Genomic DNA, 17,254 nt, shown 5'->3' with positions numbered 1-17,254 from the left:
CCGGCTGGCCGACCGGGGACCACGTGCTGCGCGATCCGGGACCTAGGACTCCTCCGGACAGGGGCGTCCGATCCCTACCGTGACGATATGAGCCAGGCAACCGCCATGTTCTCCACGTCCACCGGCCCGGCACAGGTCCATGAGACGCACACCGGACTCGTCCTGCTCTACGGCGAGCGCGCCTACAAGGTGAAGAAACCGATCACCACCGACTTTCTCGATTTCGGCACCCCGGCGCTCCGAGAACGGGCCTGCGCTCGCGAGCTCGAGCTCAATCGGCGCATGGCGCCCGATGTCTACCTCGGCGTCGCGCACCTGACCGACCCCGAGGGAGGGGTCGCCGAACCGGTTCTGGTGATGCGCCGCATGCCCGAGGACCGCAGATTGTCGAACATCCTCACCGACGTCGCGGCGCACGAACGGGAGCTGACGCCGCTGGTCGAGTTGCTCGTCCGCTTCCATCGCCTGGCAGGCCGTGGCCCCGAGGTGGACCGGGCGGGCACCGCAGGAGCACTTCGCGAGCGGTGGCAGACGCTGCTGCATCCGCTGCGAGAAGAACCAGCGGTGGCCGCGCACCTGCCCGAGCGCATCGACCACCTCGCGACGCGGTACATAGACGGGCGAATCCCGCTGTTCGACAACAGGATCGCCGAAGCGCGCATCGTCGACGGACACGGAGATCTGCTCGCCCAGGACATCTTCGCCCTCCCGGACGGCTTCCGAGTGCTGGACTGCCTCGACTTCGACGACCGATTGCGTCACCTCGACTGCCTCGACGACATCGCCTTTCTCGCTATGGATTTCGAGTTCCTCGGATACCCCGAGCTCGGCGTACGCCTGCTCGACGACTACTTGCGGGCGACGGGCGACTCCGCACCGATGTCGTTGCGCTCGCACTACATCGCCTATCGCGCCACCGTCCGGGGGAAAGTCGACCTGATCCGTCTGCGCCAAGGCGACGACGACGCCCGTGAGCATGCCGACCGCCATCTGCGCATCGCCCTGGAGCACCTGGAACGCGCGGCCGTTCGCCTTGCGCTCGTCGGCGGCCTGCCTGGGACCGGGAAGTCCACCGTCGCGCGGCGGCTCGCTGCGGCGACAGGCGCGACGATGCTCTCCACCGACCGGATCCGCACCGAACTGGCGGCGGCGCGGATCCTGACCGGCGAGAGCGGGGACTTCGGCGCGGGCAAGTACTCCCCCGCGAACAAGGCCCGCGTCTACAACGAATTGCTCGACCGTGCCCGCGCACTGCTCGCTTCGGGCGTCTCGGTGATACTCGACGCCAGCTGGGTCGACGAGGGTGAACGCCGCCGCGCGGCCGAGCTCGCGGAGCAAACCCGTAGCGACCTGGTCCAGCTGCGCTGCACGTGTCCCCGTGAGCTGGCGGCCGGTCGACTTCGGGAGCGCCCGTCCGGCGACTCCGAGGCGACGCCCGCCATCGCGGAAGCCATGGTCGCCACGGCTGCGCCGTGGAGCGGCACCACGGACCTCGATACCGCCACCCCGATCGACGACACCGTTGCCGTCGCCCACCGAGCCTGGTCCGCCCATCCACGTGCCGACGCGGACGTCCTGTCGTGATCCGCACCGCCGAACGGACGGACGGACGATGACCTTCTGCCCTGTCGGCTTCGTCGGCAGCGTCGAATGATGAGCGAACAGGGTCACGTCAGGAAGGAGATTCGACATGACAACCGCGCAGAGCATCATGCGTTCCCAGGTTCAGTGCATCGGCATCCGCGACTCCATGGCGGCCGCCGCCCAGCGCATGCGTCAACTCGATGTCGGCGCGCTGCCCATCTGCGACGGTGAAGGCCATCCCGTCGGCATCGTCACCGATCGCGACATCGTCGTGAAGGTTCTCGGAACGGGGGCGAACCCGAAGACCACCATGGCAGGGGAATTGGCGCAGGGCGCCGACCAGCTCTATACCGTCGATGTCGGCGCGGACCTCGATGATGTCCTCGCGATCATGGAGCAGCATCAGATCCGGCGGCTACCGGTCGTTCGACGCGGGCGTGCTCGCCGGCATCATCACGGAGGCCGACCTGGCCCGTCATCTGCCCCAGAACACCGTGGGCGAATTCGTGGAAGCTGTCTGCGCCTCGCACTTGCCGGTCACCGAACAAGCCTGAAGAACGGACCCGAGTTGGGTGGCCGGGTGCGAAGCGCACCGGCGGCAACGGGCCGCATCCGCCTGCGGACCGGATTTGCCGCGGCAGGCGGAGGCGTTTGCTACTGGTTCGATCAGGGCATCTGGATCACGCGCTCGAAATCCGCGACTGCCTTCGCCAACCGCGCCCGCGACAGGGTGTGCGGACCGCATTCGCAGGACGCGGGTACCGCGTCGTCGGTGAAATCGTCGGCCGCCAGCAGGTCGGCGTATCGGGTGCCGTTGTCGTGGGAGCCGTGTCCCGTGTCGACGTAGTCGCGACCACCGTGGGCATGCAATCCGGTCACCGACCGGAACACGGGACCCACGGCGGTGTCGACCACATCTGCCACATTGTGACCGCGTCCGCACCGGACACGGACGAGCACGTCCTCGGTACGCTGCTCTGGCGAATCCAGGGCCTGTTCTGCGATGCGCCGCCGTTCGGGCGCCGAGAGATTCGAAGTCTTGGCCATAACTCCACTATCACTCGGATCCGCCCGCGCCGACAGAGCCGAAATCAGGATCGGCCTTCCTCAGCGCTCAGGAGCGGACGATGTGGGCGCCAGCTTCGCGACCAACCAGTCGCGGGCGAGTTCGGCGACTTTCTCCAGGGTCCCCGGCTCGGCGAACAGGTGGGTGGCCCCCGGCACCACCTCGAGCGTGGTCTCACCGGACAGCTCTTGCGCGGCGCGGCGGTTCAGGTCCAGCACGACGGAGTCGTGACCACCCACGATCAGCAGGGTCGGTGCGCGCACCGCCGCGAGAGCGGGACCGGCGAGATCCGGCCGTCCGCCACGCGACACCACCGCGGCGATCTCGACTCCGGGGTCGGTCGCGGCGGTGAGCGCCGCGGCAGCACCCGTGCTGGCGCCGAAGAATGCGATACCCAGGCCGGGGACGTCGTCTTGGCGGGTCAGCCAGGCGGTGACGTCGACCAGCCGTCGCGACAGCAGCTCGATGTCGAAGACTCGGGCCCGATCGATCTCCTCGTCCGGGGTGAGCAGATCGAACAGCAGCGTGGCCAATCCGGCTCGATTCAGCACCTCGGCCACGTAACGATTGCGCGGGCTGTGGCGGCTGCTTCCGCTGCCGTGCGCGAACACCACCATTCCTTTCGGGTTCTCCGGAATGGTGAGATGACCGGCCAGTTCGGCCGCTCCGGCCCGGACGAGAACATCCTCGTCACGCAGCGGCGGATCGTCCCCGGCGTCCGCCCCACGCGCGACTTCGGCGGCTCTGCGCAGCAATTCGGTGACCTCGGCGTCGGAGACCTGGCCGAAATGGCGGTACCAGGAGCCGACCGCGTCGAACCAGGTGGGCAACTCCAGGCACACCACCTCGTCCGCTTCGTCTTTCAGCATCACCAGCGTGTCCCGTGGCGCTACCGGAACTGCCAGCACGACCCGTTGAGCGCCGTGCGCCCGCGCGACCTGGCAGGCAGCGCGAGCGGTCGCGCCGGTGGCGATGCCGTCGTCGACGATGACGACGGTGCGGCCCGACAGCGAGATACGCGGGTGTGTGCGCCGCAGCCACTGGGCTCGCCGGGCGAGTTCCGCACGTTCCCGGCGCTCCACGCTCGCCATGTCCGCACCGGTGAGTTGCGAGTACGCGACGACGCTGTCATTGAGCAGCCGGACGTCGTCCTCGCCGATCGCGCCGAATGCCAGCTCCGGCTGATACGGGACGCCGAGTTTGCGCACCACGATCACATCCAGCGGCGCGTCGAGCACCCGTGCGACCTCACAGGCCACGGGAACGCCCCCGCGCGGAAGGCCGACCACGACGGGATCCTCGTCTCGGAGATGAACAAGCCGCCGCGCCAGCTGGCGTCCGGCGTCACGGCGATCGTCGAACAACATCGCAAACCTCCTCACCAAACCAGCGTGCACCTCGACGCGGCGTAATGGCAGATGCGATCGTCGCCGAGTGCAGAGCCGTTGGTCCCGGCTACCCGCGCCAGTGCTCGGACCGTGACCTCGACGAGATGCCGAAGACGTCCCGCGCACAATTCGGCAACGTCCGAGGACTTCCAGGTCAGTAGCCGGTGTCGCGGCGGCGGAACCCGGCGAATCCGGCAGCCAAACCGGCCACGGCCATCGCGGTGACGACGAGTATCGGTGCGGCGGCGACGGATTGAAGCGGCGCCCGCGGAATGTGCGTGAAGGGCGAAGCCTCGTCGAACCAGTCGGGCAGGTCGAAGGCAGCCGTGAACAGGACGGCCACGACGCAGTAGGCGAAGACCGTCCATGCCAGCGGAACAGCGGCCCTCGGCGCCCAGCCGCAGGCGATCGTCGCGATCGCAATGATCGACCAGACGGCGGGCAGCGACACGAGCGCCGCACCGGTCATTCGTAACGGCTGGGAAGCGTCGGCGATCGTGAGGCCGTAGGAGAGCCCGGCGCCGAAGCCGGCGCAGGCCAGCACGAACGCGCCGCCACCCAACGCGACGACGAGGTGGCTCGCCAGCCAGCGATCGCGACTCACGGGTCCGGCCAGGATCGGCTCCGCGCGGCCCGCGGTCTCCTCACCACGTGCGCGCAACACACTGGCGATGCCGAACCCGGCGGCGAGCAGCGCGACGATCGAAATCGCGAGTGACAGAAACGCGTCCACCGCTTCGGTGGCGCCGCCGGGTATGTAGGCGGCGATTTCGGGATTATCGGTGAGATAGTCCTCGATACTGTCCGCGAACGAACCGTACGCCGCACCCAATGCGAAGACACCTACCGTCCAACCGGCCAGCGACCCGCGCTGCAGCCGCCACGCCAAGCCCAGCGGTGAACCCAGCGCCCAGGAGGCGTCGGCACGCCCGGTGCCGTACGGCAAGAGTCCCGCACCGAAATCACGCCGGTCGAGCAGGACGAACGCGACCGCGCTGAGCAAGGCCGTCGCGGCGGCGAACAGCAGCACTGTCCACCACCGGTCGCCGGCGTACGGGTAACTACGCTGCCCCCACCCGATGGGTGAAGTCCAGGACGCTACCCCGCTGCCGACATCGCCGACAGCGCGTGCGACATACGCGGCCGCCAGAGCGAGTCCGACCGCCCCGTACACGCTGCGTGGGTTCTCGAACACTTGCGCGGCGACGGCGGTGACAGCGGCGAAGGTGACCCCGACTCCCGCTGTTACGACCCCGAGCAGCAGCGACCCGCCCACCGGAAGCCCAGTGCCCACCGCGGCGGCGAAGACGACCAGCGCCACGGCGATATCGGCCAGTCCGGCCAACGTGAGCGCGGCGATGGCGGGCGCCCTGCGTCCCACCCGCGCCGAACGAAGCAGTTCCGCCCGCCCCGTCTCCTCGTCCGAGCGAGTATGCCGTCCGACCAGGAACATGTTCATCAACGCGACCACCACCGCCAGGTAGGCGAAGATCTCGAACACGATCTCGCCACCGATCGTGTCCAGCAGGCGCGTCGGCCCGCCCATGGCGATGGTGGCCGCGCTCGCGCTCATCGTCTCGCGGATTTGCGCGAGCTTCTGCGGGGTGCCATAGAAACGCTGACTGGCGAGGGACTGAAAGGCGACCAGCGCGCCCGCGCCGAGCAGCCAGCACGGCAGGGAGAATCGCTCGCGCAGGAGCGCGAATCGCAACAACGTGCGCACGCCGGAGGTGTTCTCCCGCAGCGTCGCCGGAGCGTTCACGACCTGTCCCCTCCTGCGTCCAGCGAGGCGGTGCCGTAGTGCCGCAAGAAGATGTCCTCCATGGTGGGTGGTGCGCTGGTGAGACTGCGCACGCCCAGATCGGCGAGTATGCGCATCACGGCGTCGAGGTGTGCGGCGTCGACCGCGAACTCGGTCCGCGTACCGTCGCGGACGAGATCGTGCACACCCGCCATCGCGTCCAGATCCATGGGTGACCGGGTGGTTTCGACGGTGATGGTGGTGCGGGTCAAGTGCCGGAGCTCGGACAGCGTGCCGGTCTCCACCGTCCGCCCGCTCCGGATGATGCTCACCCGGTCGCACAAGGCCTCCACCTCGGCGAGTATGTGGCTGGACAGCAGCACGGTCCTGCCCTCGTCCTTCGCTTCGGCGATGCAGCGCTGGAATTCGGCCTCCTTCAGCGGGTCAAGGCCGACGGTCGGTTCGTCGAGCAGCAGCAGTTCCGCGTCCGAGGCCAGAGCCGCGACGAGCGCGACCTTCTGCCGGTTGCCTTTGGAGTACGCCCGCGCCTTCTGCCGGGGATCCAGGTCGAACCTGTCCAGCAGTTCGGCACGACGCCGCCGGTCGAGGCCCCCGCGCAACCGCCCCATCAAGTCGATGACCTCGCCACCGGTGATCCCGGGCCACAGGGTGACCTCGCCGGGCACATAGGCCAGCCGTGCGTGCAGCGCGACCGCGTCGGCCCACGGATCTCCGCCGAGCATGCGCACCGTCCCGGAGTCCGCGCGCAACAGACCGAGCAGAATCCGGATCGTCGTCGTCTTGCCCGCACCGTTCGGACCCAGAAATCCGTGAATCTCACCGGTGTGCACGGTCAGGTCCAAACCGTCGAGGGCTTTGGCCGCACCGAACGACTTCGTCAGTGCTGCGATCGAAATGGCGGCCTCGGTCATCGCGACGGCCTTCTCGGTCGCGCCGACGCAGGATACCCGCTCTTCCTCGGAGTCAGCGGAAGCGAGAAGTCTTCGGCTACGTCCACGGTTCCTCCGCTCGCGTCTCGCCGTCCGGTGAGCGCTGATACCAGCGTGCGGTCCGGGGAACCACCGGGGAGGAGGACATCGGCCCGAAGTCCGAGGCCCAAGGTCACCCATGCTTCCCTGCGCCCAACCACACGGACCCGGGCAAACGCGTCCGGTGTGGATCGCGCCGATCGGGTACGCCACTCGTGAACAACCAGGAGTCGAATCGAAATAGGATGATGGGATGAGTGAACTCGGTCCGCTGGATTCGGGATTCATGGAACTCGAAGACAGCGATCAACACGTCAACGCCGGTATCGGCGCGGTGGCGATTCTCGATGGAAACCCCGGCACGCGTGCGGAATTCAGTGCCCGCATGGCCGAGCGCATCGGCGCGAACCGGCGACTGCATCAGAAACTGCGACGGGCGCGCTGGGACCTGAGCGCCCCGCGGTGGGTCGACGACCCGCACTTCGATCTCGGGCATCACCTGCGCTGGGCAGCCCTGCCACAACCCTGCGACGAGCCGACACTGTGGGAGATGGTGGCCACCGTGATGGAGCAACGCCTCGACCGCGACCACCCGCTGTGGCACTGCACCATCGTCGAGCACCTGGCCGGCGAGCGGTGGGCGCTGATCGTCACCGCCCACCACAGCATGCTCGACGGCGTCTCCGGCATCTCGCTGTTCCGTCGTCTCTGCGACCCGAACCCCGGCATCCCGGCCCCGAACCGCCACGAGCCGGACAGCGGCGGTGACAACGACTGGAACTGGCGAACGATGCTCGCCGATGGATTGCGACTGCCGATTCAGGCGCCTGCCGCACTGCTGCGCACAGTGCGCGCGGCGGCGCCGCTGGCGTGGAACGCGATCGTGCCGGACAGCGGGTCCTCGCTGACCGGGCCGATCGGACGCCAGCGCCGCTACACCGTCGCCCGGGTGTCGCTGGCACAGGTCAAACGGATCGGCGCCGCGTTCGAGGTAACGGTCAACGACGTCGCCCTCGCCGCGGTGACCGCCGCGTTCCGCGCGATGCTGCTCGCCCGCGATGAGGAACCCGACACCGAGACGGTGCGGATCCTGGCTCCCGTATCGGTGCGCACGACCGGCGCCGACGGGATGCTCGACAACCGGGTCTCGGCGATGCTGCCACAGCTGCCGATCCACCTCGACGACCCGGCCGACCAACTGCGCACCGTGCACGCACGCCTGAGCGAGCACAAAGCCAGTGGCGAAGCGGGCGCGGCGAATTCGATCCTGTCACTGGCCCGCTGGGTGCCCTTCGCACCCCTGGCGTGGGCGGTGCGCACCGCGCTGCGGTTCCCTCAGCACAGCATCGCCGGGCTGGCCACCAACGTGCCCGGCCCCACCCGCACCCTGCGACTGCACGGCCAAGAGGTCCTCGAAATCCTGCCCTACGCGCCGATCGCGATGCGGCTACGCACCTCCATCGCCATCCTGAGCTACCGCGACCACCTCGCCTTCGGCATCACCGGCGACTACGACACCACACCCGACCTCGACCTGCTCGCCGACACCATCACCGCCACGGTCGATCAACTTCTCGACCACTGCCCGTGAGGGCGACGTCGTCGCCGTGGACGACGATCAGGCGATGTCCCCGAACACTGCCCGATCCGCGTCAGGTCTCGGCGGTGACCGAGATCGTGACGTTGCCGCGTTTGCGTCCTGTCTCGACGTACCGGTGCGCTTCGACGATCTGGTCCAACCGATAGTCGCGGTCTATGACGATGCGCAGCTGTTCGCCTTCGATGAGCTCTTTGATGGAGGCGAGAGCAGCGCGCTTGTCGATCGACATACCGGGCCGTACCCTCCGGCCGCCGCGCAACGCGGTCCATCCGGCGATCGGCCAGTTCCGCAGTCGTGTCGTCGGGACGTAACAGCCCCTGGGCGTCAAGGCGCCTCGACATCGCCTGAACGAGCTCGCGGTGACAGCGTCGAAGATGACGTCATAGGCGTTGCGCCGCGTGGTGAAATCCTCTGCGGTGTAATCGATCGCATGGTCGGCGCCCAGCGATGTGACCAGCTCGGTGTTCCTGGCGCTGCAGACCGCGGTGACTTCGGCGCCGAAGTACTTCGCCAGCTGCACCGCATAGGTCCCGATGCTTCCGGAGGCGCCGTTGATCAGCACGTGCTGCCCAGCGCGGACGCGCGCGATGTCGCGAAGGAAGTACAACGCCGTCGTCGCGCCGTCGACCGCGGCGGCGGCCTGCCGGTAGCTCGTGTTGGCCGGTTTGAGTTCCAGGGATGCCGATTCCGGCATGCACTTGTACTCCGCGCATGCACCGACGCCGAAGCCGGTGAATCCGAAGACCTGATCGCCCGGCACGAATCGTGCGACGTCCGCGCCGACGGCCACGATCTCCCCCGCCAACTCCAACCCCGGTATCCGGAGCCTCCTGCGTGGGCGGATCGGTCCCAGGATGACCCTGCCCCACAGTGGTCGTCCCCGTCGCATCAGAATCTCGGCCGCGGTCACCGTTGTGGCATGCACCTTGATCAGGACGTCGCCACGTCCCGGGACGGGTTGCTCGACCTCGCGGAGGGACAACACATCCGGGGCTCCGAACCGCTCGTGAACTATCGCTCGCATTCGCTTCGCCTCTGGCTCGTTCGGGGTCACGCCGTGTCGAGGTTCGATCGAATCGGGTCAGCACGAGCACTGCGCGCGCAGTGAATTCTATTTCAACGTCACAGCGGCTCCGGGTGTCGAGATTTCGTCGAAAATGCTCATTCTCCGGTTTGTCAAAATTCGAATCATCTGCACAGAACGCCGAATGCAAAGAGCACGCCGGTAGGTCCGGATTCGAATTTCGAAGTACACTGCGCTTTCCCTCGGCCGGCGGGGTCGGGCCGCTCGTTCAGGGTGCCGACTGCCCGGTTCCGCCGTCTGGATGCACCGTTCCACTCCGCTACGGGGAACGGTTTGCCCTGGTCACGCGGCTTTTCCCGGATAGAGGGGTGAGGTCGCGCAAGCCCGGATACGGCGGGCTCGTGAGCGCCCGACCCTTGCGGCGGCAGCCCGGGTCGGTCGTATACTCCCTTCATGGCGGATGAACGGTCCTCCATCGAATTTCCCGACGCACCGGTTCTGGTGGTGCAGACCAGGGAACGCGTCTATCGGCTACGCGCCGGGGGCGCTTATAACGTCGGTCGCGATCCGACTTCCGACATTGTCGTGTCCGACCCCCGCGTCTCTTCGTTGCACGCCGTTCTCGAGCGAGGCTCGGACGGCTGGGAAATCGAGGACGCGGGCAGCCTCAACGGCACCTTTTTCGACGGTCACCGCGTCGACCGAATGGTGATCGATCGAGACGAGACCTTCCAGCTCGGCCATGCCAGGGACGGCGAGCAGCTGACCTGCTCGGTGGAAGCGCCGGCCGTCCACGAGCCCGCGGGCGACGGCGGTGGCGACACGATGGTCGTCCCTGATCCCGGCTACCGGCTCGACGACGAACCGACGATCACGAAGTCGCACCCGGGCCTGGTTTCGCGAGCGACGGCTCCATCGGCCCACCCCGGTGCGGTAGTCCGGATCACGGGGTCGCTTCGGATCGGTCGCGCCGCCGACAACGACATCGTCGTGCCCGACCTCATGGTCTCCCGCTACCACTCCGAACTACGGGTGATCGGCGAAGGCAGATACCGGATCGTCGACCTCGACAGCCACAACGGTACCTACGTCAACGGCCACCGGGTCGGCACCGCCGATCTCGCCGAATCCGATTCGATCGGCATGGGGCACGCTACCTTCCGGCTGGTCGGCGACGAACTGCGCGAGTCCGTCGACACCGGTGACGTCTCGGTCACGGTGCAGAACCTCATCGTGCGGACACCGGAAGGCAAGGTACTTCTCGACGGGGTGGGCTTCCCCATCCCGCATCGCTCGCTCGTCGCCGTCATCGGGCCTTCTGGAGCGGGCAAGTCGACGCTGCTCGGCGCGGTCACCGGGCTGCGGCCCGCGACCGAGGGCACGGTCCGCTACGACCGGCGCGACCTGTACACCAATTACGACGAACTCCGGCACCGCATCGGGCTGGTCCCGCAGGAGGACATCCTGCACAACCAGCTGCAGACCCGGCGCGCCCTGCTCTACGCGGCCGAACTCCGGTTCCCCGGCGACACGCGCAAGGAGGAGCGTGAGCAGCGGGTCGACGAGGTCCTCGAGGAACTCGGCTTGGCGAAGCACGCCGACACCCGCATCGATAAGCTCTCGGGCGGGCAGCGCAAGCGCGTGAACGTCGCGCTGGAGCTGCTGACCAAACCGTCACTGCTGTTCCTCGACGAACCGACCTCGGGTCTCGACCCTGGCCTGGACAAAACGGTCATGGAAATGCTGTCCGAACTGGCGCACGACGGGCGGACCGTCATCGTGGTGACGCACAGCGTGGCCAATCTCGATTCCTGCGACCGCCTGCTGGTGCTGGTGCCCGGCGGTCGGTTGGCCTACTACGGTCCGCCCGAGGAGGGGTTGCGGCACTTCGGGCAACGCAGCTGGGCCGAGGTGTTCCAGGCATTCGACCGCGAGACAGACCGCGACTGGGCCGGTGAGTTCCGGAGTTCGGCGTACTTCCAGCAGTACGTGGCGGTCGGACTGACCGACGAGGTCGGCCCGGCGCAAGTGCGCCGGCCGGAGCCGCCGCCGGCGCCGCAGTCCAAGGTCAGCCAGCTCAGCACGTTGTGCAGGCGATACCTGGCGGTCATCGCCTCGGACCGAAGCTATCTGGTGCTGCTCGGCGCGATGCCCATTCTGCTGGGTGGCCTGATCGCCGCGGTGCCGCCGGGTCAGGGGTTCGCCGGGGAGCCGGGAACCAACACCGACGCACCGACCAAGCTGATGATCTTGGCGTTCGCCGCATGCTTCGTCGGCACCGGCAACTCGATTCGCGAGATCGTCAAGGAGCAGACGATCTACCGAAGAGAACGCGCGGCGGGCCTGTCGGCGGGCGTCTATCTGATGTCGAAAATGCTGGTGCTGGGGGTGATCACCACCATTCAGGCGGCGGTGTTGGTCTTGATCGGCACCATTGGCGTGGATATGCCGCCCAAAGGGTTGTTCACCTCGGTCGAGGTGGAGCTGATCCTGGCGATGGCGCTACTCGGCATCACGTCGCTGGCGTTGGGCTTGCTGGTTTCGGTATCGGTGAACACCTCGGAGAAGACACTGCCGCTGTTGATCGTGCTTTCGATGGCGCAACTGGTGCTCACGGGCGGGCTGGTGCGGCTCCCCGGCACATTCTTCCTGGAACAACTGGCCTACATATCGCCGTCTCGATGGGGGTTCGCCGCGGGAGCAGCCACGCTCGACCTCGACACCCTCTCACCGCACGACGGCGCAGCCGACCCGCTGTGGAAACATTCCCTCGGAACGTGGTTCGCCGACATGGGAGTCGTCGCTGTTCTGGGGATCGTCTTCCTGACGCTGGCCTGGTACCGCCTCTACCAGATGCGCCCACGGCGCCGCGGCGCCCCCGCCGCCAGGCTGTGAACGATACGCGAATCCCCCGGCCGACTCGGTCGACCGGGGGATTCGTTCGTCGCTCAGCGTTTTACACGCAGGCCTGCGCCTTGGCCTCGCGGCGGCGGCGGTGCAGGATGGGCTCGGTGTAGCCGTTGGGCTGCTTGGTGCCCTCCAGGATCAGTTCCTTGGCGGCCTGGAAGGCGATGCTGCCCGCGAAGTCCGCGGCCATCGCGCGGTAGTTCGGGTCGCCCGCGTTCTGGCGGTCGACGACCGGGGCCATCCGCTCCAGGCTGGCCACCACCTCGTCGGCGGTGACGATGCCGTGGCGCAGCCAGTTCGCCATGAGCTGGCTCGAGATGCGCAGGGTGGCACGGTCTTCCATGAGCCCGACATCCTTGATGTCGGGCACCTTGGAGCAGCCGACGCCCTGGTCGATCCAGCGCACCACGTAGCCGAGGATGGACTGCGAGTTGTTGTCGAGCTCCTGCTGCTTCTCCTCGGCGGTCCAGGTGGGCTCGGCGGCCAGCGGGATCTCCAGGATCTGGTCGACGGTGGCGCGGCGACCGCCCTTGGCGATCTCGGCCTGCCGCTTGAACACGTCGACCAGGTGGTAGTGGGTGGCGTGCAGGGTGGCGGCGGTCGGCGAGGGCACCCACGCGGTGTTGGCGCCCGCCTTCGGGTGGCCGACCTTCTGGACCAGCATGTCGGCCATCAGGTCCGGCATCGCCCACATGCCCTTGCCGATCTGCGCACGCCCTGGCAAACCTGCGCTGAGACCTGTGTCGACGTTCCAGTCCTCGTAGGACAGGATCCACTGCTGGGCCTTCATGTCGGCCTTGCGGACCATCGGCCCGGCCTCCATGGAGGTGTGGATCTCGTCGCCGGTGCGGTCGAGGAAGCCGGTGTTGATGAACACCACCCGCTCCTTGGCCGCCTGGATGCAGGCCTCGAGGTTCACCGTGGTGCGGCGCTCCTCGTCCATGATGCCGACCTTGAGGGTGTTGCGGTCCAGGCCGATGACGTCCTCGACGCGGCCGAACAGCTCGTTGGCGAAGGCGACCTCGTCGGGGCCGTGCATCTTCGGCTTCACGATGTAGACCGAGCCGGTGCGGCTGTTCTTCAGCTCGGTGTCGCCGCCCAGCGAGTGCTTGGCGATCAGCGAGGTGATCAGGCCGTCCATGATGCCCTCGGGCACCTCGTTGCCCTCTGCGTCGAGGATGGCGTCGGAGGTCATCAGGTGGCCGACGTTGCGCACGAACAGCAGCGAACGGCCGTGCAGCACCAGCTCGGAACCGTCCAGCGCGGTGTAGACGCGGTCCGGGTTCATGGTGCGGGTGAAGGTCTTGTCGCCCTTGCTGACCTTCTCGGCGAGCGTGCCCTTCATCAGGCCGAGCCAGTTGTGGTAGCAGAGCACCTTGTCCTCGGCGTCGACCGCGGCGACCGAGTCCTCGAAGTCCATGATCGTGGTGACCGCGGACTCCAGCACGACGTCCTTGACGCCCGCGGTGTCCGTGCTGCCGATGGGCGAGCTCGGGTCGATCTGGATCTCGATGTGCAGGCCGTTGTGCTTCAGCAGCACCGAGGTCGGCGAGGCAGGGTCACCGAGGTAGCCGACCAGCTGCGAGGGGTCGGCCAGACCGATCTCGGTGCCGTCCTCCAGGCCGACCTCCAGCTCGCCGTCGACGATCTTGTAGGAGGTGGAGCCGATGTGCGAACCGGTGATCAGCGTGACGGAGTCGTCGAGGAAGTTGCGCGCCCACTCGATGACCTTGTCGCCGCGCACCTTGTTGTAGCCGGTGCCCTTCTCCGCGCCGTTCGCCTCGGAGATGGCGTCGGTGCCGTAGAGCGCGTCGTAGAGCGAGCCCCAGCGGGCGTTCGCGGCGTTGATTGCGAAGCGCGCGTTCATGACCGGGACCACCAGCTGCGGACCGGCGGTGACGGCGATCTCCGCGTCCACGTTCTCGGTCTCGATCTGGAAGTCGGCGGGCTCGGGACGCAGGTAGCCGATCTCGGTCAGGTAGCTCTTGTAGGCGGCCTTGTCGTAGTTCGCGCCGGGGTGCTCCGCGTGCCAGGCGTCGAGCTTGCCCTGGATGTCGTCGCGCTCGGCCAGCAGGGCGCGGTTGCGCGGAGCGAGGTCGTTGATCACCTGTTCGGCGCCCGCCCAGAACGCGGCGGAATCTACGCCGGTACCGGGAAGCGCCTCGTTCTCGACGAACTCGTGGAGAACGCTGGCCACCTGGAGCCCGCCGACCTGAATCCGCTCTGTCATCTACTGCCTCACTTCTGAGAAAGCCGGGTGGAAAAGACGGGTTTTATGTTACCCGCCGGTAGGCCCATTCCCTGCGGAGGGCCAGCGCACGCCGAGGGCGTCGGATGAACGCCGGGGGTGCTCGCGATATTTCGCCGCGCCGCCGATCGGGGTCGGTCGATGACGCGTCACGCGGTGTCGGCGGTCGGCCGAACAACCCCTTGATCCTAGCGCTCACCGCAATTAATGTACTGATTGGAACATTTCTGCTGCGAGAGGGGCGCCGATGTCGCTGACCGACAAGGTCGTTCTGGTCACCGGCGGCAGCCGAGGCCTGGGCCGGGAAATGGTGCTCGCCTTCGCCGCCGCAGGGGCGGATGTCGTCATCGCGGGCCGCCGGCTCGATGGCTGCGTCGCAGTGGCCGACGAGGTGAAGAACGCGCACCGCCGCCGGGCGCTCCCGGTCGCCTGCAACGTCAGCGAGTGGGACCAGTGCGACGCGCTCGTCGAGGCCGCCTACGCGGAATTCGGGCGGGTCGACGTGCTGGTGAACAACGCGGGCATGTCCCTGCTGTATCCCAGCCTCGACCAGGTGAGTGAGGCGATGTTCGACAAGGTTGTCGGCGTGAACCTCAAGGGCCCGTTCCGGCTCTCCGCGCTCGTCGCGACGAGGATGGCGGCGGGCGAGGGCGGCAGCATCGTCAACATCTCCTCCATCGAGGCCGCAAGGCCCGAACCGCTCGCGGTGCCCTACGCGGCCGCGAAGGCCGGACTCAACGCGCTCACCGCGGGTCTGGCGCAGACCTACGGGCCGAAGGTGCGGGTGAACACGATCCAGTGCGGACCGTTCGAGACCGACATCGCCAAGGCATGGCCCGACGAGCTGCGCGCCGCGCTCACCGAGCACAATGCCATGGGCCGGGTCGGCAGGCCGGACGAAATCGTCGGCGCCGCACTGTACTTCGCCTCCGAGGCAGCCTCCTTCTGCACCGGGGCGACCCTCGCGCTGGACGGCGGCTGGCGATGACCGGCACGGTGAACACACTCGTCATCGAAGGGACTCTCTCGTGAAAGCACTGACCTACGCCGGGCCGCAAGCGATCTCGTTCGGCGATATCGGCGACCCGGTGTTGCCCGGCGAGGACGGGGCGATCGTGCGGGTCACCGCGGCCGGAATCTGCGGCAGCGACCTGCACATCTACGGGGGCCACGGATTCACCCCCGGCACCGGCTACGGAGTCGGCCACGAGGCGGTCGGCGAAATCCTGGAGCTCGGCCCCCAGGCGCACGGACTCGCGGTCGGCGACCGGGTGCTGGTGCCCGCTTCGGCGGGCTGCGACCGGTGCGGCCGCTGCCGGGCAGGCATCGTCTCGGCGTGTGAGCGGCAGCCGCTGCCGGTCGACGCGTGCTACGGGCTCGGCGGTTCGCTGCCGGGGGCGCAGGCGCAACTGCTCGCGGTGCCGCACGCCACGGGCAATCTGGTGCGGCTGCCCGACGCGATCGGCGACGAGGCGGCGATCGTGCTGACCGACAACGCCCCCACCGCCTGGTACGCCGCCCGCCGGGCCCGCGTCGCGCCGGGCGACACCGTGGTGGTGATCGGATTGGGCCCGGTCGGATTGATGGCGGTGCAGTCCGCGTTCGCGATGGGCGCCGCGCGGGTGCTCGGCATCGATCTGGTCGCGGACCGGCGTGCCAGAGCGGCCGAGCTCGGCGCGGAACCCGTCGAATCCGATGATCCGAAGCAGGCTGTACGCGAAATGCTCGGCGGCGGAGCCGATGTCGCGCTCGAGGCGGTCGGGGCCGACGCCACCATCGCGCTGGCAACGAGCGTGGTCGGCCATCGCGGACGGGTCAGCGTCGTCGGCGTCAGCCAGAACCGGGCCTACCCGTTCCATCTGCCGCTCGCGCAGGTCAAGGAGCTCGAGTTCCACATCGGGCTGTGCTCGGTCCAGTACGAACTGCCCGCGCTGTTGAAACTCACCGCCGCGGGCAGGCTGCGCCCGGAAGCCGTGGTCTCGCACCGGTTGCCGATGTCGGAAGGGACTGCGGCGTACCGCATGTTCGCCGAGCGTGCCGACAAGGTCTGCAAGGTCGTCCTGGATCCGTGGCGATGACCGGCCTCACGCGCCGTCGCGGACGCCCGCCGTCCTCGGAATCGACGGCGGGCGACACCCACGGTCGCATCGTCCGCGCCGCCGTGGAACTGTTCGCGGAGAAGGGTTTCCACGGCACCGGCGTCGCCGAGATCGGCGACCGCGCCGACGTGCAGCGCGGTGCGCTGTACTACCACATCGGCTCCAAGGAAGAACTGCTCTGGCAGATCCTGCGCGATTACACCCAGCTCATGCTGGCCGACGCCGAACGCATCACGAGCGCTGACGACGACCCGATCACCAAGCTGCGCAATCTGATTCACAGCCACGTGGAACTGATCGTGGAACACCGCCGCGAGGTCGCCATCCAGCTACGCGACGTGGGCGCGCTGACCGGCGAGCGGGGCGCAGAGCTACAGGAACTGCGCGACCGGATTCAATTGCACTGGCAGCAGGTGCTCGACGCGGGATACGCCGCGGGCCTGCTGCGCACCGCCGACCACGTGATCACCAACAGCGTGCTCGGCATGCTGAACATGGTGACCTTCTGGTATCGCCCGCACGGCGGCCGCTCCCCCGGCGAGATCGCGGAGCTGCTCGCCGCCACCGTCCTGGACGGCGTCGTCACCGACCACAACACGAAAGGCTGA

Annotated in this window: 12 protein-coding genes and 1 pseudogene; 7 read left to right on the top strand and 6 right to left on the bottom strand. The window is 68.0% G+C overall.

The window, feature by feature from the left end:
* Positions 1 to 87: 87 nt before the first annotated feature.
* Positions 88 to 1,584, top strand: a complete 1,497-nt coding sequence (locus AB0H50_RS13265) for an AAA family ATPase (RefSeq protein WP_357450850.1) — start codon at positions 88 to 90, stop codon at positions 1,582 to 1,584.
* 106 nt (positions 1,585 to 1,690) lie between these two features.
* Positions 1,691 to 2,138, top strand: a pseudogene (locus tag AB0H50_RS13260) (CBS domain-containing protein).
* Positions 2,139 to 2,250: 112 nt separating this feature from the next.
* On the opposite strand, the gene AB0H50_RS13255 reads toward AB0H50_RS13260, so the two are convergent.
* The 4 genes from AB0H50_RS13255 to AB0H50_RS13240 all read right to left on the bottom strand — a co-directional run bounded on the left by AB0H50_RS13255 (position 2,251) and on the right by AB0H50_RS13240 (position 6,711).
* Entirely contained in the window at positions 2,251 to 2,631 is a 381-nt protein-coding gene (locus AB0H50_RS13255; RefSeq protein WP_357450847.1) for a hypothetical protein, read from the bottom strand.
* A 60-nt stretch (positions 2,632 to 2,691) separates the two neighbouring features.
* A complete protein-coding gene (locus tag AB0H50_RS13250; protein ID WP_357450845.1) occupies positions 2,692 to 4,017 on the bottom strand; it encodes a phosphoribosyltransferase family protein in 1,326 nt (441 codons plus the stop codon).
* Between the two features lie 175 nt (positions 4,018 to 4,192).
* Entirely contained in the window at positions 4,193 to 5,800 is a 1,608-nt protein-coding gene (locus AB0H50_RS13245) for an ABC transporter permease (protein WP_357450842.1), read from the bottom strand.
* Complete coding sequence (locus AB0H50_RS13240; RefSeq protein WP_357450839.1) at positions 5,797 to 6,711, bottom strand: ABC transporter ATP-binding protein; 915 nt, start codon at positions 6,709 to 6,711, stop codon at positions 5,797 to 5,799. Before AB0H50_RS13240 ends, AB0H50_RS13245 begins: the two co-directional genes overlap by 4 nt.
* A gap of 310 nt (positions 6,712 to 7,021) precedes the next feature.
* On the opposite strand from AB0H50_RS13240, the gene AB0H50_RS13235 reads away from it, so the two are divergent.
* Positions 7,022 to 8,359, top strand: a complete 1,338-nt coding sequence (locus AB0H50_RS13235) for a wax ester/triacylglycerol synthase family O-acyltransferase (protein WP_357450837.1) — start codon at positions 7,022 to 7,024, stop codon at positions 8,357 to 8,359.
* Positions 8,360 to 8,420: 61 nt separating this feature from the next.
* Here AB0H50_RS13235 and AB0H50_RS13230 read toward each other — a convergent pair whose 3' ends face one another.
* Positions 8,421 to 9,392, bottom strand: a complete 972-nt coding sequence (locus AB0H50_RS13230) for an NAD(P)-dependent alcohol dehydrogenase (protein WP_357450834.1) — start codon at positions 9,390 to 9,392, stop codon at positions 8,421 to 8,423.
* A 453-nt stretch (positions 9,393 to 9,845) separates the two neighbouring features.
* Here AB0H50_RS13230 and AB0H50_RS13225 point away from each other — a divergent pair, with 453 nt between their 5' ends.
* Positions 9,846 to 12,287: an FHA domain-containing protein gene (locus tag AB0H50_RS13225; RefSeq protein ID WP_357450832.1), complete on the top strand. Its 2,442-nt coding sequence runs from the start codon at positions 9,846 to 9,848 to the stop codon at positions 12,285 to 12,287.
* Between the two features lie 61 nt (positions 12,288 to 12,348).
* Here the strand turns inward: AB0H50_RS13225 and AB0H50_RS13220 are convergent, their stop codons facing one another.
* A complete protein-coding gene (locus AB0H50_RS13220) occupies positions 12,349 to 14,529 on the bottom strand; it encodes a malate synthase G (protein ID WP_357450830.1) in 2,181 nt (726 codons plus the stop codon).
* 265 nt (positions 14,530 to 14,794) lie between these two features.
* Between AB0H50_RS13220 and AB0H50_RS13215 the strand changes: the two genes are divergently transcribed.
* Genes AB0H50_RS13215 through AB0H50_RS13205 form a run of 3 tightly spaced genes read left to right on the top strand, consistent with a single transcriptional unit; the run spans position 14,795 to position 17,254 of the window.
* A complete protein-coding gene (locus AB0H50_RS13215; protein WP_357450827.1) occupies positions 14,795 to 15,535 on the top strand; it encodes a glucose 1-dehydrogenase in 741 nt (246 codons plus the stop codon).
* Between the two features lie 40 nt (positions 15,536 to 15,575).
* Complete coding sequence (locus AB0H50_RS13210) at positions 15,576 to 16,625, top strand: alcohol dehydrogenase catalytic domain-containing protein (protein ID WP_357450824.1); 1,050 nt, start codon at positions 15,576 to 15,578, stop codon at positions 16,623 to 16,625.
* Positions 16,622 to 17,254 carry a TetR/AcrR family transcriptional regulator gene (locus AB0H50_RS13205; protein ID WP_357450821.1) on the top strand — a complete coding sequence of 211 codons (633 nt, stop codon included), beginning with the start codon at positions 16,622 to 16,624 and terminating at the stop codon, positions 17,252 to 17,254. Before AB0H50_RS13210 ends, AB0H50_RS13205 begins: the two co-directional genes overlap by 4 nt.

It is taken from the genome of Nocardia sp. NPDC050793 (assembly GCF_040654065.1).
Classification (GTDB): Bacteria; Actinomycetota; Actinomycetes; order Mycobacteriales; family Mycobacteriaceae; genus Nocardia.
Note: the sequence above shows the minus strand (reverse complement) of the source record. Positions and strands in the feature narration are given on the sequence as shown.